This is a genomic window from Streptomyces sp. MMG1533, from assembly GCF_001279775.1.
Taxonomy (GTDB): domain Bacteria; phylum Actinomycetota; class Actinomycetes; order Streptomycetales; family Streptomycetaceae; genus Streptomyces.
Map to the genome: position 1 here is coordinate 65,391 of NZ_LGDG01000001.1, position 24,498 is coordinate 89,888.

Below are 24,498 nucleotides of genomic sequence, written 5' to 3' on the forward strand. Positions count from 1 at the left end.
ATGGGACATCTGGAAGCCGCACACCTCGAGTACTACCTCCCCGACGGGAGGGCGCTGCTCGGCGACGTGTCGTTCCGGGTGGGCGAAGGGGCCGCCGTGGCCCTCGTCGGACCCAACGGCGCCGGCAAGACCACCCTGCTCCGGCTGATCTCCGGCGAGCTCAAACCGCACGGCGGGACCGTCACGGTGAGCGGCGGCCTCGGGGTGATGCGCCAGTTCGTGGGATCCGTACGGGACGAGACGACCGTACGGGACCTGCTCGTGTCGGTCGCGCCGCCCCGTATCCGGGAGGTCGCCCGGGCCGTCGACAAGGCCGAGCACGCGATCATGACCGTCGACGACGAGGCCGCCCAGCTCCAGTACGCGCAGGCCCTCTCCGACTGGGCCGAGGCGCGCGGCTACGAGTCCGAGACGCTCTGGGACATGTGCACCATGGCCGCGCTCGGCGTGCCCTACGAGAAGGCGCAGTTCCGGGAGGTACGCACGCTCTCCGGCGGCGAGCAGAAGCGGCTGGTCCTGGAGGCACTGCTGCGTGGCACCGACGAGGTGCTGCTGCTCGACGAGCCCGACAACTACCTCGACGTGCCCGGCAAGCGCTGGCTGGAGGAGCGCCTGAAGGAGACCCGCAAGACGGTCCTGTTCGTCTCCCACGACCGCGAACTCCTCGCCCGCGCCGCCGAGAAGATCGTCTCCGTCGAACCCTCGCCGGCGGGCGCCGACGCCTGGGTGCACGGTGGCGGCTTCGCCACCTACCACGAGGCCCGGCGCGAACGCTTCGCCCGCTTCGAGGAGTTGCGCAGGCGCTGGGACGAGAAGCATGCCCAGCTGAAGAAGCTGGTTCTGAATCTCCGTCAGGCAGCCTCCATCAGCCACGAGTTGGCGTCCCGCTACCAGGCCGCCCAGACCCGCCTTCGCAAGTTCGAGGAGGCCGGACCGCCGCCGGAGCCGCCGCGCGAGCAGGACATCAGGATGCGACTGAAGGGCGGACGTACCGGCGTACGGGCCATCACCTGCAAGGGACTTGAGCTCACCGGCCTGATGAAGTCCTTCGACCTGGAGGTCTTCTACGGCGAACGCGTCGCCGTCCTCGGCTCGAACGGCTCCGGGAAGTCGCACTTCCTGCGGCTGCTGGCCGGCGACGACGTGGCGCACACGGGGGAGTGGAAGCTCGGCGCGCGCGTGGTGCCCGGACACTTCGCCCAGACGCACGCCCACCCCGAGCTGGAGGGCCGCACGCTCCTGGACATCCTGTGGAAGGAACACGCCCAGGACCGTGGCGCCGCCATGTCCCGGCTGCGCCGCTACGAGCTCACCGGCCAGGCCGAGCAGAGCTTCGAACGGCTCTCCGGCGGCCAGCAGGCCCGTTTCCAGATCCTCCTGCTGGAACTCCAGGGCGTCACGGCCCTGCTCCTCGACGAGCCGACCGACAACCTCGACCTGGAGTCCGCGGAAGCCCTCCAGGAGGGCCTGGAGGCTTTCGACGGCACGGTCCTCGCCGTCACCCACGACCGCTGGTTCGCCCGCTCCTTCGACCGCTACCTGGTCTTCGGCAGCGACGGCCGGGTGCGGGAGTCGACGGAGCCGGTGTGGGACGAGCGGCGGGTGGAGCGGGTGCGCTGAGACCGGCCGGGGAGCCCCCTGGGGCTCGGTGGCGCGAAAGGGCCCGGTGACCGCAGGTCACCGGGCACGGCACGCACCGCTCAGTCGTTCAGCAACTCAGTCGTTCAGCAACTCAGTCGTTCAGCAACTCAGTCGTTCAGCAACTCAGTCGTTCGGCAACCCGGTCGCTCGGCAGGTCGGCCGCCCGGGAGCTCACGTCCAGCGCAGCAGTGCCCCCAGGCCGCCCACCGGGACCTCCTTCTCGACCTCCTCGGACTGGCCGGGACCGGCCGGCACGGTCTGTCCGGTCGCCGGCGTCACCGAGATCGCCGGGGCGCCCGTCGCGACCGCCGACCGGATCAGCGCGTCGTCCGCGCGGGCCGACCAGGAGTTCTGCTCGCCGAGGATCTTCAGGTCCGTGCGGCGCACGGCCAGCTGGTCGGGGTCCTCGCCGATCCACACCTCGCGGTGCGCGTCGGGGCCGTCCGGACGGATCAGCAGCTCGTCGATACGGTGCTCGCGCGCCGCCTCGACCAGCGCCGGCACGCCCTCGACGGCCCCGGCACGCCCGTCGTCGCCCGGTTGGCGGGCCGCGAGGAACCGTTCCAGCTCCCGCTCCGCCCGCTGCCGTACATGCGCGGCGCGCGCCTGTTCCACGTCCTCGTGGAGCAGCCTGCTGCCGGTGCCGTGCGGCGCCTCCACGACCAGGTCGTCCAGCCTCTTGGGCAGCCGCTCGTGCACGGTCCGCCGCTCCCGGTCGTCACCGACGAGAATCAGCAGGTCGGCCCGGGTCTCCTCCTGGCAGACGGCGAGCGCGTCCGCGATCTCGGCCGCGTTGTGCTCCCAGGTGTTCTCCACCCTCAGCTGGAAGTGCCGCTCCGACCAGTCGGCCGTACGCGTACGGTGTACCGGATACTGTCGACCGGCGACCGTACCCGCATCCTGTCGCCCGAGTCCGCTGCGCAGCTCGAAGTCGGCGCCCTTGCGGTCGACGTACGCCACGATGCACACCGGGTCCTCACCGGCCAGCTCCAGCAGCGGTGCGGTGTGCGGCAGGGGCGCCCAGTGCGCGCTGTTGCCGGCCGGAGCCCTGGTCAGCGACGGATCCAGGACCACCTCGCCGGCCCGTGCGAACAGGGCCCGGCCGTGCGGCTCGGAGGAGTGCCGCAGCTCCTCCAAGGCCTCCCGCACGGCCCGGCACGTCTCCTCGTCGGCGCCCTGCCCGGCCAGTTCCCGGGACAGCGCGATCGCGGTCAGATGCCGTTCGTGGGGCGTGTCCTCCGTGTGCCGGGAGGTGTCGACGTAGACGGAGGCCCAGGGGCCCGGATGTTCGTAGAGTGGATGGAGAAAGGCGAGATCCATGGTTCCCTCCCGGATGCCGCTTGGGGGTAGTGCTTGCCGGGCGGGTACCCGGAGGCCATGAACGAACACGACGAGCGGGACATGACCATGACTGGAGTCGACGCCGCCCGGCTGGACGACCAGCAGCTCATGAAGGAGCTGGAGACCATCCACCGCACGCGCCACGACACACTGCTGTACGCCTCGAACGACGCGCTGCGGGCCCACAACGACCGCATGGCGCAGCTCGAGGGCGAGTTCCTGCGCCGCAACCCGAACCGTCCGGTCGCCGCGGGCCGCACCCGTGAAGGAGCCCGGGAACGCGGAAGCGGGGAGTCGGCGACTCCCCGCTCCTGAACGCCTCCCGGTCCGTCGGTGGCGCGTGACCCGTCTCCGGTCAGTGGCGCGTCGGCGGCCGGTGCCGGTGCCGGTGCGCGGCGATCGCCGCCACTAACGCCCGGGTGAACTCCTCGCTCGCGGTTCCCGGCGAGGTGTCCGTCACCACGCCTCGGTCCACCAGGATCATCAGACTGCCTCCAGGGCGAACACCTCGAGGAACGCCTCGCAGAACACCTTCAGGTCGTCCGGCTTGCGGCTGGTGACCAGCTTGTTGGTGCCGTGGTCGCAGACCTTCACCTGTTCGTCCACCCAGGTGCCGCCCGCGTTGCGGATGTCGGTCCGCAGGCTCGGCCAGGAGGTCAGCACCCGGCCGCGTACGACGTCCGCCTCCACGAGCGTCCACGGCGCGTGGCAGATCGCGGCGACCGGACGTCCCCGCTCGAAGAAGTCCCGTACGAACGCCACGGCCTTCTCGTCCATCCGCAGGAAGTCCGGGTTGGCCACCCCGCCCGGCAGGACCAGCCCGCCGAAGGAGTCGGCCGTCGACTCGCCCACGACCTCGTCCACGGGAAACGTGTCCGCCTTGTCGAAGTGGTTGAACGCCCGGATCTCGCCGGACTTCGTCGACACGAGCACGGGGTCGTGGCCCGCGTCCTTCGCCGCCTGCCACGGGTCGGTGAGTTCGATCTGCTCCACGCCTTCGGGTGCGGTCAGAAATGCGATGCGCATGATGGTTCAACGACCTTTCTTGAAACGCTTCTCGGCGCGCGGCGCAAGCCATCGAGCCGCATCGCCTCCCACGCGCCTCTTCCTCGACCCGGCCGCGCGCGGGCACCGCGGCAGCTCTTCGCCGTACGGCAGGAGCACACAGGCGCCGATCGCGGCGGCGATGCCCGCGAGGTGACCGGGCGGCAGCTGCGGACGGCGCGGCACGGGACGCCAGGCGTCCTCGATGCGGGTACGCCGGTGCATGACCCGGTCGGCGAGACCGGGCACGAACCAGCTGGGCAGCAGCCCGTACAGCAGGCGGCGCGAGGTCGCGTCGCCGGCGTCCACGGTGGTGCCGGTGGTGCCGGTGGAGGCGATCCCGGCGGCCGGGTCACGGCCTTGGCTCACAGGACGTCCCGCCCGCCGCCGCCCCGACCGTCGTCCGGCAGGGCCCGGCTGATGTCGGCGAGCGCCGAGTCCGGGTCCTGAGCCTCGGCGAGGTCCCCGAGGCTCACCATCCCGACCGGCAGCCCGTCCTCGACAACCGGCAGACGCCGTACGGCGTGCTCACGCATCAGCGCCACCGCCGTCGACACGGGGTCGCCCGGGGCCACCACCACCGGATCCGGCGTGCAGACCATCTGTGCGCTCGCCGTCAGCGGATCCGCACCGTCGGCGACGGCACGCACCGTGATGTCCCGGTCGGTGAGCATGCCGACGACGTGCTGTCCGTCGGCCACCAGGACGTCGCCGATGTCCTGCGTGCGCATCAGCTGCGCCGCCTCGACGAGCGAGGCGTCCGGGCGTACGGCCACCACGCCCGGGGTCATGACGTCCTTCACGAAGTCGGCCGGCACTAGGGGGCCTCCCTCCGGGTCAGCGTCCGTGCCAGTTCCTGCACGGTGGCGTAGGACTCCTTGCGCGGCAGCCGCTCCACCGCCTCGACGAGGGCGTCGGGAGCGTGCTTGCGGCGCAGGGCGCGTACCAGTTCCACGGGCGTCGCCGGGAACGAGCTGCGGCCCAGGTTCCGGGCCAGCTCCATCCGGACCGCCTCCAGCGACGTCCCGGCCCGGCCCGGCAGTGCGGGCCCGCCCGCGACCTCCGGATCGTCCTCGGCGGTCGGCTCCGGGTCGTGCCACTCCTCGCTGCGCGTGGGGTGGCCGGACCTGAGCAGACCTTGCAGTTCGTGCTTCATCTCGTCGTCGCGGTGACGGCTCAGCCGGTCGCTGCCTCGCTGCATGTCTCCCTCCAGAAACCTCGGGATGGGCACCCGCGTACCCGAGGACCGGACCCCGACACGGGGTTTGCGCCCCCGATGGCGGGAGACCCGGCCCACGCCCCCCGCGCACATCCCTGGAAAAGGACAGGCCATGGCGGTGCTCGCTGTGATCATCCCGCTCCTCATGCTCGGCGTGGTGCTGGCACTGGGCCGATACGAGGAACTGCTGCTGCCCGAGGATGACGCCGACCGGTACGAACCGGCCGTCACCCCACCCTTGTCGACGCCCGCTGCCGCCGCCGTCACTGCTTCTCGCGGCCCGGCAGGAACTCCTGCACCTTCGCCTTGAACCGTTCCTGAGCAGCGAGAGGGAGTGACGTACGGGGGCGGAGGCCCTGGTGCTTGTTTGCGGCCGAGGGCCGGGGGCAGGCGCACTGGCAGTGCTTCGGACCGGAGGCACGTCCGTGGGAGCGGCGAGACGCCGCCACGGCCGCGTCTGTCCGAACCGCAGACGCCCCCTCACGGTGACCGTCCATCCCAGAGCACCCCTCCCAGGGAGTTGCGACGCACCATGGCGACCAAAGTGAGCGCGAAGCATCATCCGCACGACGACGCACCCGACACGGCAGAGGCGTTCCGCAAGCTCGCCGGGCTTCCACCCGGCCCCCGACGCGACACCCTCCGTGGACAGATCGTCGAGGCCTGGCTGCCCATGGCCGACCGCCTCGCGGGCCGCTTCCGCAACCGCGGCGAGAGCTTCGACGACCTGCGCCAGGTCGCGGCCCTCGGCCTGGTCAAGGCCGTCGACCGCTACGACCCCGAGCGCGGCAACGCCTTCGAGAGCTACGCCGTGCCCACCGTCACCGGCGAGATCAAACGGCACTTCCGCGACCACATGTGGACGCTGCACGTGCCGCGCCGCGTCCAGGACCTGCGCAACCGCGTCCGCTTCGCGAGCCAGGACCTGTCCCAGACCATCTCGGGCCGCCGGCCCACCGTCGCGGAGATCGCCGAACACGCGAACATCAGCGAGGAAGACGTCCTGGTGGGCCTGGAGGCCCTGGAGAGCTTCACCGCGCTGTCCCTGGACGCGGAACTGCCCGGCAGCGAGGACGGCTACTCGCTCAGCGACGCGCTGGGCTCGCCCGACCCCGCGCTGGACACGGTGGTGGACCGCGAGGCCGTCAGGCCCCGGCTCGCCGCCCTGCCCGAGCGCGAGCGGGCGATCCTGTACATGCGGTTCTTCGGGGACATGACGCAGAGCCGGATCGCCGAGCAGCTGGGCATCTCCCAGATGCATGTGTCCCGGCTGATCAGCCGGTGCTGCGGGCGGGTGCGGGAGCAGGTCATGCGGGACGCCGCCGCCTGACGCCGCCTGGGCGCGGGGTCCGCGCGCTGTCACCCGCTCGGCGGTTCCCGTCCCGCGAATGGTGTCCGGCCGCGCGCGCCCGGGCGGTGGGCGGGCTGTGATGGGTGCGGGGGCACGGCGGTCGTGCCCCCGCAGCCGTCGGCCGAAGGAGCCCTCCCCATGCGCCGCAGCGTCCGCGCCCTGTCCGTCGCCGCCGTGGCAGGTGCCGCCCTGGGCATCGCCGTGCCGGCCGCCCTCGCGGAGCCGGCCGCCGAGGTCAGCCCCGGCAACGCCTCCCCGGGCGGCAGCGTCACCGTCTCCGTCGCCTGCGACCCCACCGGCGGCTCCCCACCCGACACCATCGACGCCACCTCGCAGGCCTTCGAGGAGGGCACCGTCCGACTGCGGCTGGTCTCCGGCAACGACGACGAGGCCACCGGCCCCGCCTACAACGGCACCGCCCGGATCGCCCCCGCCGAGAACCTCGAGGGCGACGTCGACGCGGTCGGCAACGACTCCGCGTGGACCGTCGACGGCACCTGCCCGGCCGCGCCCGGCGGGCAGGGCAAGCAGTGGAGCGCCACGTTCACGGTGTCCCGCGGGAGCGGCAAGTCGTGCGGCACCGGCACCGAGTGGTCGCACACGGAGTCCTGCGCCACCACCCACCCCTGCATCGAGTCGCACACCGAGTCCTGTGCCACCACCCACCCGTGCACCGAGTCGCACACCGATTCCTGCGGCGGGGCGACCGTCCAGCGCGGGGTGCGGGCCGGTGAGGGCGGCGCCTTCACCGACTCCGTGCCCGCCCTGGTCACCGGCGGCCTGCTGATCGCGGGCGCGCTCGGCGGCGCCGTGTACCGACTGCGCCGCAAGACGCCCGCCGCCGAGAGCTGACCCGGGCACACCCGCCGAGAGCTGACCCGGGCACACCCGGGCACAGACCGCCGTCGCCGCCGTGTGACCGGCGCAACCCGCATCGGCGGCCATGCCGGGGCGCCTCTCCGGGTACTCGGAGCCCGAGGACACCACCCGCACCGCACGAGCCACCGAACACGCCCGGGCGATGACAACGGCAGAGACGAGAAGCCCCCCACCCCGGAGGTACGCATGCCGCGGACGGACCCGGAAGGCCACGGCCCCGTCCGTTTCGGACCGCCGCTTCCCGAGGACGGGCTGCCCGTGCTGCCCGAACTGTCCGCCGTACTCGCCGCCGCGGCCGGCCGCGCCGGGAGCGAACCGGTCGGCGGCGGAACCGCCCTCCTCCAGGCCGCGTGCGGCTACTGGGAGCGGCGCGGTCTGCACACCGGGCCCGGCCATGTGGTCGCCGCCCCCGGCTCACCGTCCCTGCTGCTCGCCCTGACCGCCGCGCTCGGCGGCGACGTCCTGGTGCCGCGGCCCTGTGCCGCCTGGTGGGCGCCGTACGCACGGCTGCTGGGAAGACCCGCCTTCCATGTGGCGACACCGGCGGAGAGCGGCGGTGTCCCGGATTCGTACGCCCTGCTGGAGACCGTCCGCAGGGTTCGCGCCGAGGGCGGCGACCCGCGGCTGCTGGTGCTGTCCGTCGCCGACGACCCCACCGCCACCGTGGCCCCGCCCGAGCTGCTGCACGAGACGCTGGAGGCCGCCGTCGGCGAGGGCCTGCATCTGGTCAGCGACGAGACCTGGCGCGACACCCTGCACGACCCGCACGGCACCGTGCTGCTCAGCCCGGCCGAGATGCTGCCCGGGAAGGTCACCGTCGTCACCGACCTGGCCGGTGCCCTGCTGCCGACCGGCTGGCCTGCCGCCGTCGCCCGCTTCCCCGAGGGTGAGGCCGGCGACGCCCTGCGCGCGCGCGTGCTCGACGTGCTCACCGCGCTCGGCGCCCGTGTCGCCGCCCCCGTCGCGGTCGCGGCCGCGTACGCCCTGACCGAGCCCGAACCGCTCACCGACCGCGTCGAAGCCGCCGTACGCCTGCACGCGCGCGTGGCCGCCGCCGCGCACACGGCCGTCGTCACGGCGGGGGCCCTGGCGCGGCCCCCGCAGGCCGGCCGCCACCTCTACGTCGACCTCGGCCCCCTGAAGACCGCGCTCACCGGCCACGGGGTCGGCGACGCCCAGGAACTGGAGGACTTCCTCACCGCCCGGCTCGGCATGCCCGCGCCGGGCGGGCACCGCTTCGGCGACGACCTCGGGGCGCTGCGGGTGCGACTGTCCACCGGCCCGCTGCTGGGCGGTACGGACGAGGAACGCGCGGAATGCCTCAAGTCACCCTCACCGTTGGAACTGCCACACGTGCAACGCGCGTTGATCCTTCTGGAATCGGTCTTCGACGATCTCCGTGACGACGCTCAGCGATGGGAGCCTCCTCGATGACTCAGCAGTCCGAGTCGACCACGAGCACGCCCACCCACGACACCGAAGCTCCGACGGCCCCCTCCTCCTTCACGCCCCCCGCGGCCCCCCGAGCGCTCGGCGAGCGCCGGGTGTGGCCGCGGTCCTTCCACGACCGGCTGACCGCCCCGCTGCCCGACCTCAAGTCCATGGCCCGCTTCGCCCGCGAGGGCTCCATCCGTCCCGGCCCAGAGGGCCTCGCCGACATCCCGCGGCTGCCCTTCGAACCGGGCCCGCTGCCTCGCGTGGACGCGCGCACGGTCGCCGTCTCCTGGGCGGGGCACGCCAGTTGGGTCGTACGGATCGGCGGGCTGACCGTCCTCACCGACCCCGTCTGGTCCCGCCGCATCCTCGGCACCCCGGCCCGCATCACCCCGGTCGGCATACCCTGGAGCGCCCTGCCGTCCATCGACGCCGTCGTCATCAGCCACAACCACTACGACCACCTGGACGCCCCCACACTGCGCCGACTCCCGCGCGACACCCCGGTGTTCGCGCCGGCCGGACTCGGCCGCTGGTTCGGTCGCCGCCGGTTCACGAACGTCACCGAACTGGACTGGTGGGAGGCGGCCGAACTGAGCGGGGTCCGCTTCGACTTCGTGCCCGCCCACCACTGGTCCAAGCGCTCCCTCACCGACACCTGTCGCACCCTGTGGGGCGGCTGGGTGCTCACCGCCCCCGACGGACAGCGCGTCTACTTCGCGGGCGACACCGGCTACGGCCACTGGTTCGCCCACATCGGACAGCGCTACCCCGGCATCGACCTCGCCCTGCTTCCCATCGGCGCCTACGACCCACGCTGGTGGCTCAGCGACGTGCACTGCGACCCGGAGGAGGCGGTGCGCGCGGCGCAGGACCTCGGGGCGCGCCGCATGGCGCCCATGCACTGGGCGACGTTCGTGCTGTCGGCGGAGCCGGTGCTGGAGCCGCTCACCCGGGTCCGGGCGGCCTGGGAGAAGGCGGGCCTGGACCGCGAGAACCTGTGGGACCTGCCGGTGGGAGGGTCCCGGATCCTCGACTAGGCCTTCCGGGACTTCTCCGCCTTCGCAGGTCTGCGGATCCTCTTCCAGACACTCGGCGCCGCGCTGATCGCCACGGTCAGCGCGACCGCCGCGACCACGCCCTCCCAGGGCTCCGCGAACAGGGAGCCGCCGAGGATCCCGATCAGCTGGTACGTCACCGCCCAGGCCAGACAGGCCGGGAGGTTGCCGCGGGCGAAGCGGCGCATCGGCCACTTCGCCATCAGGCAGGCCAGCATGACCGGGATCCGGCCGGCCGGCATCAGCCGGGACAGCACCAGGACCGCCACACCGTGGCCGGCCAGTTTCTCCTGCGCCTGCGTGAGCCGGTCCTCGGGCGCGCGCGAGCGGATCGCCTCCAGCCAGCGCGAGCCGTTCTTCGACTTCATTCCGCGCCGACCCAGCCAGTACAGAGCCATGTCCCCGAGGAACGCGGCCGCCGAGGCCGTCACGAACACCAGCGCCAGCGCGAACGGCGCGGTCTGGTGAAAGGCCACCACGGCCGCCGAACTCACCAGCGCCCCCGTCGGGATCACCGGCACCAGCGCCCCGAGCAGCACCAGCACGAACAGCGTCGGATACCCGATCGCCTGCTGGGTGGACTCCGGCGTCACGCCCGTCGAGGCGGCAGCGAGCCAGCTCACCGGGCGGCCTCCAGCCGCACACTCTCCCCGTGCCCGAGCCGGTGCACCGCCACCTGCGGCGCCCGCTCGGCCGCGAGGCGTACGAACTCCTCGCCCGGCGCGTGGAACTCGTGCGGGCGCACCGCGTCCATCCCGATCGGCCAGTACGTGCCGTAGTGCACCGGCACCGCACTGCGCGGCGCCAGCCGGGCCAGCGCCTCCGCGGCCCGCCCCGCGTCCAGATGCCCCTCACCGAGGTAGGGTCCCCAGCCGCCCACCGGCAGCAACGCCACGTCGATGGGCCCGACCTCCTTCGCCATCTCGTCGAACAGGCCGGTGTCCCCGGCGAAGTACGTACGGCCCTCGCCCTCGACGACATAGCCGAGGGCGGGGGAGCGGTGCGGTCCCAGCGGCAGCCGCCGGCCGTCGTGCCGGGCGGGCACGACCCGTATCACCAGGTCACCCACCGCCGTCTCGTCCCCGGGAGCCACCTCGCTCAGCCGCAGATGAGTGAGCCGGCGCAGCCCCGGCACCGCCCGTGGTGCGCCCCGGGGCACGAGCAGGCGCGTGCCCGGCTCGAGCCGCGCCAGCGAGGGAACGTGCAAGTGGTCGGCGTGCAGATGGGACACCAGCGCCACGTCCGCGCGCCAGGCGTCGGGCGGCGGCAACGCCCCGCGGCGGCGCCGCAGATGGGCGAGGCGGCGGGCGAACAGAGGGTCGGTGAGCACACGTACGTCCGAATCCGTGACCGTGCAGGTGGCGTGACCCCACCAGGTGATCTCCACCGGCACCTCTTTGCCCCCTTCGCGCGACTCCCCCGAAGCCTACGGGCAGGAGTAGGGTCGGCGGCGAAACCCGGAGGTGAGGGGGGACTCCATGGGAGAGGTTCGCGGTGCACCGGGCACGCGCCCGCCGTTGCGCGTCACGGCGATCGCCGGCTTGACGCCCCTGGAGGAGCTCGACGACGACCCCTTCCTGGTGGACTCCCGCAGCCAGCACGCGATGTGCGCCCGCTGGGCCGCCGAACGGGGCTACGTCGTCACCCGCGAACTGCTCGTGTGCGGGCTGCGTCCCGACCACGACGTCCTGTGGGAGGGCGTCCGGCCCGGCCGCGACCTGTTCGTCGCACCGAGCCTGCGCGTCCTGCGGAGCGCCCTGGCGTCGGTCGACGAGTTCACCGCCGAGTGCGCGCGACGCGGGGTGCGGGTCGAGACGGTGGGGCGAGCGGAGCCGTCGTACGACGCCCAGATGAAGGCCCGGGTGCACCGGCGGCTGTCGATGCCGACGGCCGGGTACGACGGGCGCTAGCGAGGCTCTCGGGGATCCTTCTCGATCACGACCATATGACAGGCTTGCCCCCGGGCCCGCGCCGATGACGGGCCGGGCCGGGACGTGAGGTGTGCTGGGCGTGCGTGGAGGGCGTTGGCGGCGGGTCGCCAGTCAGGTCGGGCGGAGCGTCACGGTGTGGGCCGTCTCCACCCTCACGATGCTCGTACTGGCAGGCATCCTGCCCGACTTCCGGCTCCAGTCCCCCGACGGCGACAGCGCCACCCGGATCGCCATCACCGCCGCGTTCGGGGCGGGCGCCTTCGGTCTGCTGTCGGCGCTGGTGTGGCCCCTTCTCGTACGGCTGCTGCTGCTCGTGCCCGCGCTGGTGCTGGGCCTGCTGGTCTTCTTCCTCAACGGCGGGCTGCTGCTGCTCGCCCTGCGGCTGAACCCGGCCGAACAGGGTGACGCCGCTCCGGAGACCGCGGTCGTGGTCGCCGCCGTGATGTCGGCCGTCGCCTCCGCCACCGGCGCCGCGCTGGCCGTACGCGACGACGACGCCTACCGGCGCCGCCTGTACCGCCTCGCCGACCGCCGCCGCAGAGGCGGCGGCCCGGCCTGCCCGGCCGGCCACGGCACCGTCTTCATGCAGCTCGACGGCGTCGGCCACGACGTCCTGCTCGACGCGGTGGGCCGGGGCCTCATGCCGACCGTCGCCCGTTGGCTGGGCGACGCCACCGCCGACGTCGGCGGCCGGCGCCGGCCCACCCACCGGCTCACCCCGTGGCGCACCGACTGGTCCAGCCAGACCGGCGCCAGCCAGCTCGGCATCCTGCACGGCTGCAACCACGACGTGCCCGCCTTCCGCTGGTACGAGAAGGACCGCGGCGAGGTCATGGTCTGCAACCGGCCGACCAGCGCCGCCGAGCTCCAGCGCCGCGCCGTCGAGGCCACCGGCGACGGCGGACTGCTCACCGCCGACGGCGCCAGCCGCGGCAACCTCTTCTCCGGCGGCGCCGACGAACAGGCCCTCGTCCTGTCCATCGCGACCCGCCGCCGCAGCCGCGAGACCCGCTCCAGGGCCGGCTACTTCGCCTACTTCTCCGACCCGGCCAACGCCGTGCGCACCGCCATGTCCTTCGTCGCCGAGGCCGGCCGCGAGATCGGCCAGTCCACCCGGGCCCGCGCCCGCAAGGTCCGCCCGCGGGTGGGACGCGGCGGCCTCTACCCCTTCATCCGCGCCTTCGCGACCGTCGTCGAACGCGACGTCGTGGTCGCCGCGGTGACGGGCGACATGCTCGCCGGCCGCACCGCCGTCTACGCCGACCTCGTCGCGTACGACGAAGTGGCCCACCACTCCGGGCCCGGGAGCCGCGACGCCGCCAAGGTCCTCGAACGCCTCGACCGCTCCCTCGCCCTGATCGAGAACGTCGCCGAGCACGCACCCCGCCCGTACCGCATCGTCGTCCTGTCCGACCACGGCCAGAGTCCCGGCGAGACCTTCCGCACCCGCTACGGCCTCACCCTCGGCGACCTGGTCCGGGCCGGCTGCGGGCTGCCCGTGCCGCGCAGGGCACGGCACACCCACAGCGGCGCCGAGGCCCGCGCGGCGGTACGCGCCGCACTGCACCGGCCCGTCGAGGAGGGCGGCGAACAGTACCGCCCCTCCAGCCGCCGCCCGGAGCCGATCGTGCTGGCCTCCGGCAACCTCGGCCTGGTCTCCTTCCCGGACGTGCCGCACCGGATGAGCAAGGAGGAGATCGACGCCCGCCACCCCGCCCTGCTGACGACCCTCGCCAACCACCCCGGCATCGGCTTCCTCCTGGTGCGCAGCGAGGAGCACGGCGGGGTCGTCCTCGGCCCGTTCGGCGCCGAGATCCCCCTCGGCGAACTCGACGACAACCCCGGCCCGCTCGCCGACTTCGGGCCCGGCGCCGCCGACGCCGTCCGCCGCACGCACTCCTTCCCGCACACCGCCGACATCATGGTCAACTCCTGGTACGACCCCGCCGACGGCGAAGTCCTCGCCTTCGAGGAGCAGATCGGCTCGCACGGCGGCCTCGGCGGCGCCCAGGCCAAAGCCTTCCTGCTGTCGCCGCTCGCCCTGTCCACACCCGTCGAGGACGGCACGGAACTCGCCGGAGCCGAGCACATCCACCGCGTGCTGCGCCGCTGGCTGCGCGAGACGGACGGCCCCCAGGTTCCGCTGGCGGCGCGCCAGGACCGACGCGCCGCCTGAACCCACACCTCCCGCCGCTTCTTTCGTACCCCCATGAACGAAAGAAGCGGTTGTCACGGAGGACGTGACTCACCGTGTCACCCCACGCCCGGTTTGCCCAGCGCACATTCCGGTCACCCCGGACGTCTCCCCGCGCCCCACCCGTCGGCGGCGCCGGTGGTACGACGCCGGCGCCGGCCCCCGGAAAATGGGCTGCGCCCGCCGATGGCCGCGCCCACACTGTTCGTACCGGACGTCGCGCACCAGCGCGCCCTTTTCGAACACCCCCAGGAGTCACTTCTTGCAGGCAGCCGTCACCGTCACGCCCTCCCGCATCCCCGAGCTGCTGCTCGGTCTCGCCACCGTGCGGCCGGTCTTCGTCTGGGGCGCCCCCGGCATCGGAAAGTCCTCCCTGGTACGGGAGTTCGCCGACTCACTGGGCCTCGAGTGCGTGAGCCTGCTGGGCACCCAGCTCGCCCCCGAGGACCTCATCGGCGTCCCGCAGATCCGCGACGGACGCTCGGTGTTCTGCCCGCCCGAGTCCATCGCCCGCGACGAGCCGTACTGCCTGTTCCTGGACGAGCTGAACGCGGCCACGCCGGACGTGCAGAAGGCGTTCTACTCGCTGATCCTGGACCGCCGTATCGGCACCTACGAACTGCCGAAGGGCTCCATCGTCATCGGCGCCGGCAACCGCGCCACCGACAACGCCCTCGCCCGCCCGATCGCCTCCGCGCTCGTCAACCGCCTCACCCACGTGCACCTGGAGGCCTCCGCCAAGGACTGGCTCGTCTGGGCCGCGGGCAACGGCATCCACCCGTGGATCCTGGACCACCTCACCGACCGGCCCGACCACCTGTGGTCCAAGCCGCCGAAGACCGAGGAGCCGTTCTCCACGCCCCGCTCCTGGCACATGCTCTCCGACGCCCTGCACTCCTTCGGGCCGGGCCTCGACGAGGAGACCCTGAAGGTGCTGGCGCACGGCACCCTGACGCCCGCACACGCGACCGCGTTCTGCGGCTACGTCAAGATCGTGCGCAGCCGGTTCGGCATCGAGGCGATCCTCAAGGGCGACGCCCGCTGGCCCGGCCGCCTCGAGGACCGCGACCTGCTCTACTACCTCGCCGAGTCCTTCCGCGGCCGCCTCGTCAAGGAACTGCCCGCGAGCAAGGACCACATGTCGGCCAACGGCCGCCAGACCGCGTACCGCGCCAAGTCGCTGCTCGTGCAGCTCGCGGAGATCTCCGTCGAGGTCGCCCAGAGCGTCATCGCCTCCGACGCCGACGGCCACCCCGTACTGCCCGCCTGGTTCCTGATCGAGGCGGCCCGGGACATGCCCCGGCTGGTGGAGGCCCGCAGATGAGCCGCAGCCGCAGGCAGGCCGAGCCCAAGAAGGACCCGGCCGCCGAGGCGTGCGCCGAGGGCGTGCGGCTGGTGGGGGCCCATCACGCGCTGGCCGCGATCGAAGCCAAGCTGTGCCGGGAGAAGGAGTGCGGCCTGGCTCCTCGGCACGGCCTGGCACGCGTCACCTCCAGCGGCACCGTGCACCTGCACCCCACCCGCCTCGCGGAACCCGGCGAATGGGCCTGGGCGATCGCCCACGCCCTCATCCACCTGGGCTTCGGGCACGTCCCCGCCGCCACCGGCGAGCGCGAACAGCCCGACCGCCACGACCTCGCCGCGCGCTGCGCGGTCGTCAACCGCTTCCTGCTGACCTCCCCCGTCGGGCAGGCCCCCGACCACCTCCCGTTGTCGTACCCCGACGGCGACGAGGAACAACTCGCCGCCCGTTGGCGGCGGGACGGCATCCCGGGCGCGTACGAGCACTGCGGTACGGCGGCCGGAGAGGCGGACCAGCTGCTCGTGCCGTGGAGCAGATGGGGCGGCCAAGTCCCGGACTGGCAGCTCGCCTTCGCGCACGCCCTGACCCGCACCATGTCCACCGCCCTGGACCTGGCCGGCGGCCGCCGCGACTCCATGGCCGGCGGTCCGACCCGGCTGCGCCCCTGGGAAGAGGCCCTGAGCTGGTTCGTCTCCTCCTACCCGCTGCTCGGCGGCATCGCCGCCGGCATCACCCTCGTCGCCGACGCCGAACTCGCCCGCGCCCACGGCATCTCCGTCGCCGCGGTGAACGCGCAGGCGGGGGAGATCTACGTCAACCCCCTGCGCCGGTTCGACGACGAGGAGTGGCGGTTCGTCCTCGCCCACGAGATGCTGCACGCCGCCCTGCGCCACGGCGACCGCTGCGGCACCCGCGACCCGTTCCTGTTCAACGTCGCCTGCGACTACGTCATCAACGGCTGGCTGAGCGAGATGCAGGTCGGCACCATGCCCGAGGGGCTCCTGTACGACCCGGAGCTCTCCGGCCTGTCCGCGGAGGAGGTCTACGACCGCATCACCCGGGATCTGCGCCGGACCCGTCGCCTGGCCACCCTGCGCGGCAAGGGAGCCGGCGACATCCTCGGCGGCCCGCTCGGCGCCCCCGGCGCCCCGGTCGACCTCGACGAGCTCTACCGCCGGGGCCTTGCCCGCGGTCTCGACCTGCACCAGCAGCAGGCCCGCGGCTTCCTGCCCGGCGGCCTCGTCGAGGAGATCCGCGCGCTCAGCCATCCGCCGCTGCCCTGGGACGCCCGACTGGCCCGCTGGTTCGACGAGTTCGTGCCGAGTCCGCAGCCGGTACGGACGTACGCCCGCCCCTCCCGCCGCCAGGCGGCCACGCCCGACATCCCGCGCGCGGGACGGTACTTCCCGCCCGAGGAGATCGCCCGCTGCACCTTCGGCGTCGTCCTGGACACCTCCGGCTCCATGGACCGGGTCCTGCTCGGCAAGGCACTCGGCGCGATCGCCTCGTACGCCGAGGCCCGCGACGTACCGGCCGCCCGGGTCGTGTTCTGCGACGCCGCCCCGCACGACGCCGGCTACCTGCCGGTCACGGACATCGCGGGCCGGGTGCGGGTGCACGGCCGCGGCGGCACCGTGCTGCAGCCCGGCATCGACCTGCTGCACCGCGCGGACGACTTCCCGCCCGCCGCACCCGTCCTGGTCATCACCGACGGCTGGTGCGACGTCCTGCGGGTGCGGCGCGAGCACGCCTACCTGATCCCGCAGGGCGCCCGGCTGCCGTTCAGCGCACGTGGACCGGTCTTCCGGGTGAGCTGAGCCGGAGTGTGATCGTATGGGGTCCCGAACCCGGATCCGGGACCATAGGAAAGGAATGACCGTGGCCACCACGCGCTCCGCACACACCGTCTGGGAAGGCAACCTGCTCGAGGGCAACGGAGTCGTCACCTTCGACTCCTCGGGCGCCATCGACGAGCAGCCGGTGACGTGGGCTGCCCGCACCCAGGAGGCGAACGGCAAGACCAGCCCCGAGGAGCTGATCGCGGCCGCCCACTCCAGCTGCTTCTCCATGGCGTTCTCGCACGCCCTCGCCGGGGCCGGCACCCCGCCCACCAAGCTCGTCACCTCCGCCGACGTCACCTTCCAGCCGGGAGAGGGCATCACGGGCGTCCACCTCACCGTCGAGGGCACCGTGCCGGGCCTGGACGAGGACGGCTTCGTCGCCGCGGCGGAGCAGGCCAAGGTGAACTGCCCCGTCAGCCAGGCCCTGAAGGCCGTACCGATCACCCTGTCCGCGAAGCTCGCCTGACCGGACCGGCACACCACGACCGTCGCGCGGGCGGGCCCCCACCGGGGGCGGCCCGCGCGACGGTCGGTTCGTGACCGGGGGGAGGGGTATCAAGATGACGGTGTCGAAGGGGACGTGATGGGGCCGGGAACATCCAGCGGGTCGGCGGTACTCGACTCCGCCACGCGTGAACTCACCCGCGCGGTACTGCTGTTCAGCCTGGCCGGCCGGATACGCCCGGATGCCTCCCCGCTGGGCGCCCTCGTCGACCGCTACGACTTCGGCCGCTTCGAACCGCACCTGAGAACCAGCGAGAAGGTGCTCCCCGTACCGGTCCTGGCCGTACGCGCCGCACCGGACGACCTGCACCTGCCGCACGGCGGTCACGGCCTCGGCCTCGCCTCGGTCGACATCATGGTCGTCGCCACCCCGCGCGGCGACGTGACCCTGCTCCTGGACTGCGGCTTCGCCGCCGAAACCGAGCCCGCCGCCCTCGCCGCCTGGCTCGCGGACACCTGCTTCGACCGCGAAGGCATCCGCCTCGGCGGCCGGCCGCTCCTCGACGTGGTGAACGAGCGGCTCACCCTGCCCACACCGCTCGCCCACGGCCAGAACGTGCACCAACTCGTCTTCCCCGGCGGGCGGTTACTGCACGACCTGCTCGCCGACGGCGTCGACGACGCGCCCCGCCGCCCCGCCCTGCTCAACGAGATCGTCTACCGCGGCAGGATGCCGGCGAACCACACCCCCGACCTCGACGCCACCATGCCGCCCAACCTGCGCAACCACGGCGTCACCCTCTCCTCCCACGGCCGCGGCGTCTCCGTCCAGGCCGGCTGGGCCCCGCACGTGGAGAACGGCCTCACCCTGGTCGCGCTCGGCATGATCTCCGCGCTCGCCGTCCTCCAGCGCACCCGCCTCGCCGCCTTCGAGACGATGCGGGCCAACGAGCGGGCCATGACGGACTCGCCGTACGAGGTCCGCTCCCTCATCTCCCGCCTCTCCGCGGGCGTCAACGAACTCCAGCTGGACCTGGCCTTCGGCGTCGAGGCCTACGTCGACAGCCTGCTGATCCCCGAGATGCTCATGGAGAGCTTCCAGTCCTCACTGCGCGACGCCCTCGGCATCCGTGACAGCCTCGACAACTCGGCCCGCATGGTCGAGCGCCTCACCTCCGTCATCAGCGCCCGCTCCGCCGCCCTGGACGCGGCACTCGCCGAACGCGACGACCGCCGGGACCGCACCGTTTCCGCCCTCGTCGCCGCGGCCACCCTCATCGCACTGCCGCCGACCCTGCTGCTGACGTTCTTCGGGATCAACGGCACGAACGTCCACGCCGACCGCTCCATCCTCGACCTGCGCGAGTACGGCACGGCGTACGCGCTGGCCTGGCTTCCCTTCGTGGTCCTCGTCGTGATCGGATACGTGATGCTCAGGCGGGTCAGCCGACGCTCCGGCACCCTCCTGACACCGCCCGACGGCGGGCCGCCCGCACCGGTGCCCCCGCCCCGATCCGCCTCCGGGAGCTGACCCGACCATGCCGCGACTGCCCGCCGTGTCGGCCCACCGGGGAGGATCCGAGCGCGCCGGCGCCGCCACCTGGGAGGCGTACGAGGACGCGCTCGCCTCCGGCGCGGAGTACGCCGAGTTCGACATCCGGCGTACCGCCGACGGCGTCTTCGTCGTCTACCACGACCCCCGCGTCGCACACACCGGGCCGCTCCTGTCGCGGATCACGCACGCCGAGCTGAGCGAGCGCGCCGGGTACGCGGTGCCGGTCGCCGAAGAGGTCATGGCCCTGATCGCCGGGAAGCTCGTGGGGCACCTGGACCTGAAGGAGGTGGGCCACGAGCGCGAACTGATCGACCGGGCCATCGCCCTGCTCGGCATGGACGGCTTCGTCGCGACGACCCTGGAGGATCCTTCCGTCGCCGCGATCAGGAGGGCCTTCCCCGCCGTGCGTACGGCCCTCTCCCTGGGCCGCGACCGCAGGGAGGTCCGCCCGGCCCGGCTGCCGGGGACCCGGCTGAGCGAGCTGCTGCCCATGCGGCGGGTCCGCGCCTGCGGGGCGACCGGAGTCGCCGTCCACCAGAGGCTGGCGCGGGCGAACGTCCTGCGCGAGGCCGCCCGGCACGGTCTGTTCACCATGGTGTGGACGGTCAACGAGGACGTGCCGATGCGCGCGTTCCTCGCGGACCCGCGCGTGGACGTCCTGGTCACCGACCGGCCGCGGCGGGCGGTCGACCTGAGGGGCGGGAGGCAGGACGAGCCCTCCCTGGGGTACCCGTCCGTTTGACAGGAGCCCTCCACTGACAAGACCCACCCATTGACAAGAACGCACTCAAGTTTTGTGCTGGAGTGCGGGAGGCTCCCTGACGGAAGGGGACAGCGATGGGACGTGCGGTCGGAATCGATCTGGGGACCACGAACTCGGTGGTGGCCGTGCTGGAGGGCGGCGAACCCACGGTCGTCGCGAATGCGGAGGGTGCCAGGACCACACCGTCGGTCGTGGCCTTCGCCAAGAACGGCGAGGTGCTCGTCGGCGAGGTCGCCAAACGGCAGGCGGTGACGAACGTCGAGCGCACGGCCCGCTCCATGAAGCGCCACATGGGCGACGTGAACTGGCGCTTTCCCGAGCAGGGCGCCGTCGACGGCAACCGCTACCGGGCGCAGGAGCTGTCCGCGCGGGTGCTGCAGAAGCTGAAGCGGGACGCCGAGTCCTACCTGGGCGAGGACGTCACCGACGCGGTGATCACCGTCCCCGCGTACTTCGACGACGCCCAGCGGCAGGCCACGAAGGAGGCCGGGGAGATCGCGGGCCTGAAGGTGCTGCGGATCATCAACGAACCCACGGCCGCCGCTCTCGCCTACGGTCTCGACCGCGGCGAGGAGCAGACGGTCCTCGTCTTCGACCTCGGCGGCGGCACCTTCGACGTGTCGTTGCTGGAGATCGGCGACGGAGTGATCGAGGTCAAGGCGACGAACGGTGACACCCACCTCGGCGGCGACGACTGGGACCAGCGGGTCGTCGAGCACCTCGTGAAGAAGTTCAAGGGCCAGTACGGCATCGACCTCGGCAACGACAAGATGGCCCTGCAGCGGCTGCGCGAGGGCGCCGAGAAAGCCAAGATCGAACTGTCCAGCTCCACCGAGACCACGATCAACCTCCCCTACGTCACCGCCTCCGCGGAAGGCCCCCTGCACCTCGACGAGAAGCTGACCCGCGCCCAGTTCCAGGAGCTGACCGCCGACCTCCTCGACCGCTGCAAGAACCCCTTCCACCAGGCGGTCAAGGACGCCGGCATCAAGCTCGCCGCGATCGACCACGTCATCCTCGTCGGCGGCTCCACCCGCATGCCCGCCGTCACCGGCCTGGTCAAGGAACTCACCGGCAAGGACCCGCACAAGGGCGTCAACCCGGACGAGGTCGTGGCGGTCGGCGCGGCCCTCCAGGCGGGCGTCATCCGCGGCGACGTCAAGGACGTCCTCCTGCTCGACGTCACCCCGCTGTCCCTGGGCATCGAGACCAAGGGCGGCATCATGACGAAGCTCATCGAACGCAACACGACCATTCCGACCCGGCGTTCGGAGATCTTCACCACCGCCACCGACAACCAGCCCTCGGTCGGCATCCAGGTCTACCAGGGCGAACGCGAGATCGCCGCGTACAACAAGAAGCTGGGCGTCTTCGACCTCACGGGCCTGCCGCCCGCGCCTCGGGGGGTGCCGCAGGTCGAAGTGGCCTTCGACATCGACGCGAACGGCATCATGCACGTGTCCGCGAAGGACCTCGCCACGGGCCGCGAACAGAAGATGACGGTCACCGGCGGCTCGGCCCTCCCCAAGGACGACATCGACCGAATGATGCGGGACGCCGAGCAGTACGCCGAGGAGGACCGCAAACGCCGCGAGGCGGCCGAGACCCGCAACCAGGCCGAACAACTCGTCTACCAGACCGAGAAGTTCGTCCGCGAGAACGGCGACAAGGTCCCCGCCGACACCAAGACCGAGGTCGAGTCCGCAGTCGCCGAGCTGAAGCAGCTCCTGGAACAGAACGCCGAGACCAGCGCCCTGCGCACAGGCGTCGAGAAACTGGCCTCCGTCAGCCAGAAGATGGGCCAGGCGATGTACGCCCAGGCCGCCGCCCAGCAGACCCCCACGGAGAACACGGACACCGGCCGGCACACCCCGCCGCAGGACGAGGAGGGCGTGGTGGACGCGGAGATCGTGGACGACGAGAGGGACCGGGAGGGGAGGGACCGGGACGCGAGGGACCAGGATGCGAGGGACGGGCGGGGCGGGGCGGCCTAGCTCCCGCGCGGAGCGGTGAGGTCATCGGCCGCATTCAGGTGTACGCCGTCGGCAGTGTGGCGCACACGGCATCCAGGACGGATGCATACGGTGTACCGAAGACGGTGAGCCGGGCGCGGAGCTGCTCCAGGCCGGCGCGGTGTCCGGTGAGCAGGCCGATGTCGCCGGTGCGGGCCGCGAACTCCAGCACCGCTGGCAGGAAGTCCGGCAGCTCCTCGTCGCTGCACTCCAGGCCGTGCGCACGGTAGACGTCCTCGAAGCGGACCGGCGACGTGTCCTGCCGCCGCGTGTCTCCGTCCCGCCACCGGCTCAGGTACAGGCTGTGCCCGTCCGTGAAGTCGAAGACCCGGACGTAGTGCGCGGCCAGGTCCTGCGCGGGGGTGACGGCCGCGTGGTCCGTGAACTCCCTGAGCTGCGGGGCGGCTTCGCGCAGCAGGGGCAGCCGGGCGCGGAAGTCGTCGTCCGGGTAGGTCAGACAGAGCGCCGCCGCCTGGTACAGCACCGCGTCCGAGGGCATCAGGCATCCTCCGCCTCGTCGGCGGTCTGCCGGTGACGCGGACCGTGGAACTTCCGGGTGTCGGTCACATGCGCTCCCTTGCTCGCCCGCGGCTCATTCGAACCTAGGGCGGGGCGGGGGAGCGCACCTTCTGACGGCACCCGTACGGGTCCCGTGCCCGCCGACGGCACCCGTACGGGTCAGGACTTACGGGCGACCCCCGCGTACACCGGCACGATGCCCTCGGCCTGCACCGCCACGTCCTCCGGCTCGGGTCGCCACCCGGAGACCGGGATCACGCCGGGGCCGAGGAGTTCCAGGCCGTCGAAGAAGCGCGAGAACTCGGTGAGCGAGCGGGGGTGGAAGGAGGTGCCGCTGCGACGGAAGTGCTCGGCGGCCTTCTCGATCGCCTCCGGGTTCAGATCAGCCGTGACCTGCGACAGGACCAGGTAGCTGCCGGGGGCAAGGAAATCGACGTAACGCTTCAGCAGACCGTGCACGTCGTCGCCGTCGGACTCGTCACCGAGATAGTGCGTGAGGGCCACCAGCGACAGGGCCACAGGCTGCCCGAAGTCCAGCGACTCGGCCGCCAGACGCAGAATCGTGTCGGGGTCGCGGACGTCCGCGTGGATGTAGTTCGTCGAGCCCTCCGGCGAACCGTGCAGCAGCGCCTCCGCATGCCGGAGCACGATCGGGTCGTTGTCCGCGTACACCACCTTCGACTCCGGGGCCACACCCTGCGCCACCTGGTGCAGGTTCGGCTCGGTGGGAATGCCGGTGCCGATGTCCAGGAACTGACGTATCCCCGCCTCGGCGGCCACCCTGGTCGCCCGCTGCATGAACCGGCGGTTGGCCCGCGCCCCGCGCAGCACCGTGCCGTCGACGGCGAGGATCTTGCGGGCCAGCTCCTCGTCCACCGGGTAGTTGTCCTTGCCGCCCAGCCACCAGTCGTACACCCGGGCCGGATGCGGCCGGCTGGTGTCGATACGGGCGGGCGCGGCGTCGGATCCGGTCATACGGCGTCGTCTCCTAGGTCTTGAGTCAGGGGCTTCGAAGTCCAGGCCTTCGAAGTCAGGGGCTTGGAAGCAGAGGCTTGGAAGCAGGGGCTTCGAGTCGGGGGCGGGTGGTGCGGGGGCTCAGAAGTCCTCGCGGCGCTCCCGGAGCAGCTTCTTGGTGCGCTCGGCCGACGCGGCGCGCGCCGACATGTGGTCCAGGACCTCCAGGTGCGTCGCGACCTCCGTGCGGGAGTCGAGATAGAGCGCACCGGTCAGGTACTCGGTGAAGACCATGTCGGGCAGTTCCGGCTCGGCGAAGCGGAACAACGAGAACGGTGCGTACGTCCCCGGATGCGGGCCCTCCTCGAACTCCGCGACCTGCAGCGTGATCCGGTCGCGTTCGGCGAACTCCAGGAGCTTGTCCAGCTGGTCGCGCATGACCTCGCCGCGCATGCTCACCGGCCGCCGAAGCACCGTCTCGTCCATGATCACCCACAGGTGGGGCGGGTCGGGGCGCTCCAGCAGCCGCTGACGCTCCATGCGCAGGGACACATGCCGGTCGATCGTGTCCGGCCCCGCCTGCCCGATCGTCCCCGCCTCCATCACGGCACGCGCGTACGCCTCGGTCTGCAACAGCCCCGGCACGAAGTGCGGTTCGTAGGAGCGGATGATCCGGGCGGCGCCCTCCAGGCTCACGTACAGGCTGAACCAGTCCGGCAGCACGTCGTGGAACCGCTGCCACCAGCCCGGCTGGTTCGCCTCCTCGGCCAGGTCTATGAAGGCGGCCGCCTCGTCGTCGCCGACGCCGTACGTCTCCAACAGCACCTGGACATAAGGTATCTTCAGGGCGACCTCGGCCATCTCCATCCGCCGTACGGTCGCCGGGGCCACCCGCAGTACCTGCGCGGCCTCCTCGCGCTTGAAGCCGGCCGCCTCTCGCAGTTCCTGCAGGCGTCTGCCGAGCACCACCTGACCCACGGTGGGCGCAGGGCGCCGCTCACTCACGCCACGCCTC

At 72.4% G+C, this 24,498-nt stretch carries 26 protein-coding genes; 15 read left to right on the plus strand and 11 right to left on the minus strand.

Annotation, left to right across the window (positions count from 1 at the left end):
• Window positions 1-1,620, plus strand: coding sequence for an ABC-F family ATP-binding cassette domain-containing protein (locus ADK57_RS00315; protein WP_053747237.1), 1,620 nt, complete (start codon window positions 1-3; stop codon window positions 1,618-1,620).
• Window positions 1,621-1,812: 192 nt separating this feature from the next.
• On the opposite strand, the gene ADK57_RS00320 is transcribed toward ADK57_RS00315, so the two are convergent.
• Entirely contained in the window at window positions 1,813-2,961 is a 1,149-nt protein-coding gene (locus ADK57_RS00320; protein WP_053747238.1) for a Vms1/Ankzf1 family peptidyl-tRNA hydrolase, read from the minus strand.
• A 57-nt stretch (window positions 2,962-3,018) separates the two neighbouring features.
• Between ADK57_RS00320 and ADK57_RS00325 the strand changes: the two genes are divergently transcribed.
• The gene (locus ADK57_RS00325; protein ID WP_053747239.1) at window positions 3,019-3,297 is read left to right on the plus strand and encodes a DUF6158 family protein; all 279 of its coding nucleotides are present in this window, start codon (window positions 3,019-3,021) and stop codon (window positions 3,295-3,297) included.
• Between the two features lie 40 nt (window positions 3,298-3,337).
• Here ADK57_RS00325 and ADK57_RS51900 read toward each other — a convergent pair whose 3' ends face one another.
• The 5 genes from ADK57_RS51900 to ADK57_RS00345 are packed head-to-tail and all read right to left on the minus strand — an operon-like array spanning window position 3,338 to window position 5,227.
• Window positions 3,338-3,466 (minus strand): hypothetical protein, encoded by a 129-nt coding sequence (locus tag ADK57_RS51900; RefSeq protein ID WP_267890749.1) that lies wholly within the window; start codon window positions 3,464-3,466, stop codon window positions 3,338-3,340.
• A complete protein-coding gene (locus ADK57_RS00330) occupies window positions 3,466-4,008 on the minus strand; it encodes a type 1 glutamine amidotransferase domain-containing protein (protein WP_053747240.1) in 543 nt (180 codons plus the stop codon). The genes ADK57_RS51900 and ADK57_RS00330 overlap by 1 nt, the downstream gene beginning before the upstream one ends.
• 6 nt (window positions 4,009-4,014) lie before the next feature.
• Complete coding sequence (locus ADK57_RS00335) at window positions 4,015-4,395, minus strand: hypothetical protein (RefSeq protein ID WP_053747241.1); 381 nt, start codon at window positions 4,393-4,395, stop codon at window positions 4,015-4,017.
• A complete protein-coding gene (locus ADK57_RS00340) occupies window positions 4,392-4,817 on the minus strand; it encodes a CBS domain-containing protein (RefSeq protein WP_053747437.1) in 426 nt (141 codons plus the stop codon). Before ADK57_RS00340 ends, ADK57_RS00335 begins: the two co-directional genes overlap by 4 nt.
• Before the next feature lie 26 nt (window positions 4,818-4,843).
• Window positions 4,844-5,227 (minus strand): DUF2795 domain-containing protein, encoded by a 384-nt coding sequence (locus ADK57_RS00345; protein WP_053747242.1) that lies wholly within the window; start codon window positions 5,225-5,227, stop codon window positions 4,844-4,846.
• Between the two features lie 130 nt (window positions 5,228-5,357).
• On the opposite strand from ADK57_RS00345, the gene ADK57_RS00350 reads away from it, so the two are divergent.
• From ADK57_RS00350 to ADK57_RS00370, 5 genes are all read left to right on the plus strand, one after another.
• On the plus strand, window positions 5,358-5,555 hold the full coding sequence (locus tag ADK57_RS00350; protein ID WP_053747243.1) for a hypothetical protein: 198 nt from the start codon (window positions 5,358-5,360) through the stop codon (window positions 5,553-5,555).
• Between the two features lie 222 nt (window positions 5,556-5,777).
• On the plus strand, window positions 5,778-6,575 hold the full coding sequence (locus tag ADK57_RS00355; RefSeq protein ID WP_053747244.1) for an RNA polymerase sigma factor SigF: 798 nt from the start codon (window positions 5,778-5,780) through the stop codon (window positions 6,573-6,575).
• Window positions 6,576-6,734: 159 nt separating this feature from the next.
• Complete coding sequence (locus tag ADK57_RS00360) at window positions 6,735-7,448, plus strand: hypothetical protein (RefSeq protein ID WP_053747245.1); 714 nt, start codon at window positions 6,735-6,737, stop codon at window positions 7,446-7,448.
• Window positions 7,449-7,661: 213 nt separating this feature from the next.
• Window positions 7,662-8,909 carry an aminotransferase class I/II-fold pyridoxal phosphate-dependent enzyme gene (locus ADK57_RS00365; protein ID WP_053747246.1) on the plus strand — a complete coding sequence of 416 codons (1,248 nt, stop codon included), beginning with the start codon at window positions 7,662-7,664 and terminating at the stop codon, window positions 8,907-8,909.
• The gene (locus ADK57_RS00370) at window positions 8,906-9,949 is read left to right on the plus strand and encodes an MBL fold metallo-hydrolase (protein ID WP_053747247.1); all 1,044 of its coding nucleotides are present in this window, start codon (window positions 8,906-8,908) and stop codon (window positions 9,947-9,949) included. The genes ADK57_RS00365 and ADK57_RS00370 overlap by 4 nt, the downstream gene beginning before the upstream one ends.
• Here ADK57_RS00370 and ADK57_RS00375 read toward each other — a convergent pair.
• Entirely contained in the window at window positions 9,946-10,590 is a 645-nt protein-coding gene (locus tag ADK57_RS00375) for a DedA family protein (RefSeq protein ID WP_053747248.1), read from the minus strand. The genes ADK57_RS00370 and ADK57_RS00375 overlap by 4 nt on opposite strands.
• Entirely contained in the window at window positions 10,587-11,360 is a 774-nt protein-coding gene (locus tag ADK57_RS00380) for an MBL fold metallo-hydrolase (RefSeq protein WP_053747249.1), read from the minus strand. The genes ADK57_RS00375 and ADK57_RS00380 overlap by 4 nt, the downstream gene beginning before the upstream one ends.
• 85 nt (window positions 11,361-11,445) lie before the next feature.
• Here ADK57_RS00380 and ADK57_RS00385 point away from each other — a divergent pair, with 85 nt between their 5' ends.
• The 8 genes from ADK57_RS00385 to dnaK all read left to right on the plus strand — a co-directional run bounded on the left by ADK57_RS00385 (window position 11,446) and on the right by dnaK (window position 21,992).
• The gene (locus tag ADK57_RS00385) at window positions 11,446-11,877 is read left to right on the plus strand and encodes a hypothetical protein (RefSeq protein ID WP_053747250.1); all 432 of its coding nucleotides are present in this window, start codon (window positions 11,446-11,448) and stop codon (window positions 11,875-11,877) included.
• A gap of 100 nt (window positions 11,878-11,977) precedes the next feature.
• A complete protein-coding gene (locus ADK57_RS00390; RefSeq protein WP_063785904.1) occupies window positions 11,978-14,074 on the plus strand; it encodes a phage holin family protein in 2,097 nt (698 codons plus the stop codon).
• 280 nt (window positions 14,075-14,354) lie between these two features.
• Complete coding sequence (locus ADK57_RS00395) at window positions 14,355-15,416, plus strand: ATP-binding protein (RefSeq protein ID WP_053747252.1); 1,062 nt, start codon at window positions 14,355-14,357, stop codon at window positions 15,414-15,416.
• Window positions 15,413-17,212: a DUF2201 family putative metallopeptidase gene (locus tag ADK57_RS00400; protein ID WP_053747253.1), complete on the plus strand. Its 1,800-nt coding sequence runs from the start codon at window positions 15,413-15,415 to the stop codon at window positions 17,210-17,212. Before ADK57_RS00395 ends, ADK57_RS00400 begins: the two co-directional genes overlap by 4 nt.
• 61 nt (window positions 17,213-17,273) lie before the next feature.
• Window positions 17,274-17,702: an OsmC family protein gene (locus tag ADK57_RS00405; RefSeq protein WP_053747438.1), complete on the plus strand. Its 429-nt coding sequence runs from the start codon at window positions 17,274-17,276 to the stop codon at window positions 17,700-17,702.
• Window positions 17,703-17,819: 117 nt separating this feature from the next.
• Window positions 17,820-19,211 carry a hypothetical protein gene (locus ADK57_RS00410; protein WP_053747254.1) on the plus strand — a complete coding sequence of 464 codons (1,392 nt, stop codon included), beginning with the start codon at window positions 17,820-17,822 and terminating at the stop codon, window positions 19,209-19,211.
• Window positions 19,212-19,218: 7 nt separating this feature from the next.
• Window positions 19,219-19,977 carry a glycerophosphodiester phosphodiesterase family protein gene (locus tag ADK57_RS00415; protein WP_053747255.1) on the plus strand — a complete coding sequence of 253 codons (759 nt, stop codon included), beginning with the start codon at window positions 19,219-19,221 and terminating at the stop codon, window positions 19,975-19,977.
• Window positions 19,978-20,072: 95 nt separating this feature from the next.
• Window positions 20,073-21,992 carry a molecular chaperone DnaK gene (gene dnaK, locus ADK57_RS00420; protein WP_053747256.1) on the plus strand — a complete coding sequence of 640 codons (1,920 nt, stop codon included), beginning with the start codon at window positions 20,073-20,075 and terminating at the stop codon, window positions 21,990-21,992.
• Between the two features lie 34 nt (window positions 21,993-22,026).
• Here dnaK and narJ read toward each other — a convergent pair whose 3' ends face one another.
• The 3 genes from narJ to ADK57_RS00435 all read right to left on the minus strand — a co-directional run bounded on the left by narJ (window position 22,027) and on the right by ADK57_RS00435 (window position 24,488).
• Entirely contained in the window at window positions 22,027-22,509 is a 483-nt protein-coding gene (gene narJ / locus ADK57_RS00425) for a nitrate reductase molybdenum cofactor assembly chaperone (protein WP_053747257.1), read from the minus strand.
• 179 nt (window positions 22,510-22,688) lie between these two features.
• Complete coding sequence (locus ADK57_RS00430; RefSeq protein WP_053747258.1) at window positions 22,689-23,504, minus strand: SAM-dependent methyltransferase; 816 nt, start codon at window positions 23,502-23,504, stop codon at window positions 22,689-22,691.
• A gap of 120 nt (window positions 23,505-23,624) precedes the next feature.
• Window positions 23,625-24,488, minus strand: a complete 864-nt coding sequence (locus ADK57_RS00435; RefSeq protein ID WP_078972864.1) for a helix-turn-helix domain-containing protein — start codon at window positions 24,486-24,488, stop codon at window positions 23,625-23,627.
• Between the last annotated feature and the right edge of the window lie 10 nt (window positions 24,489-24,498).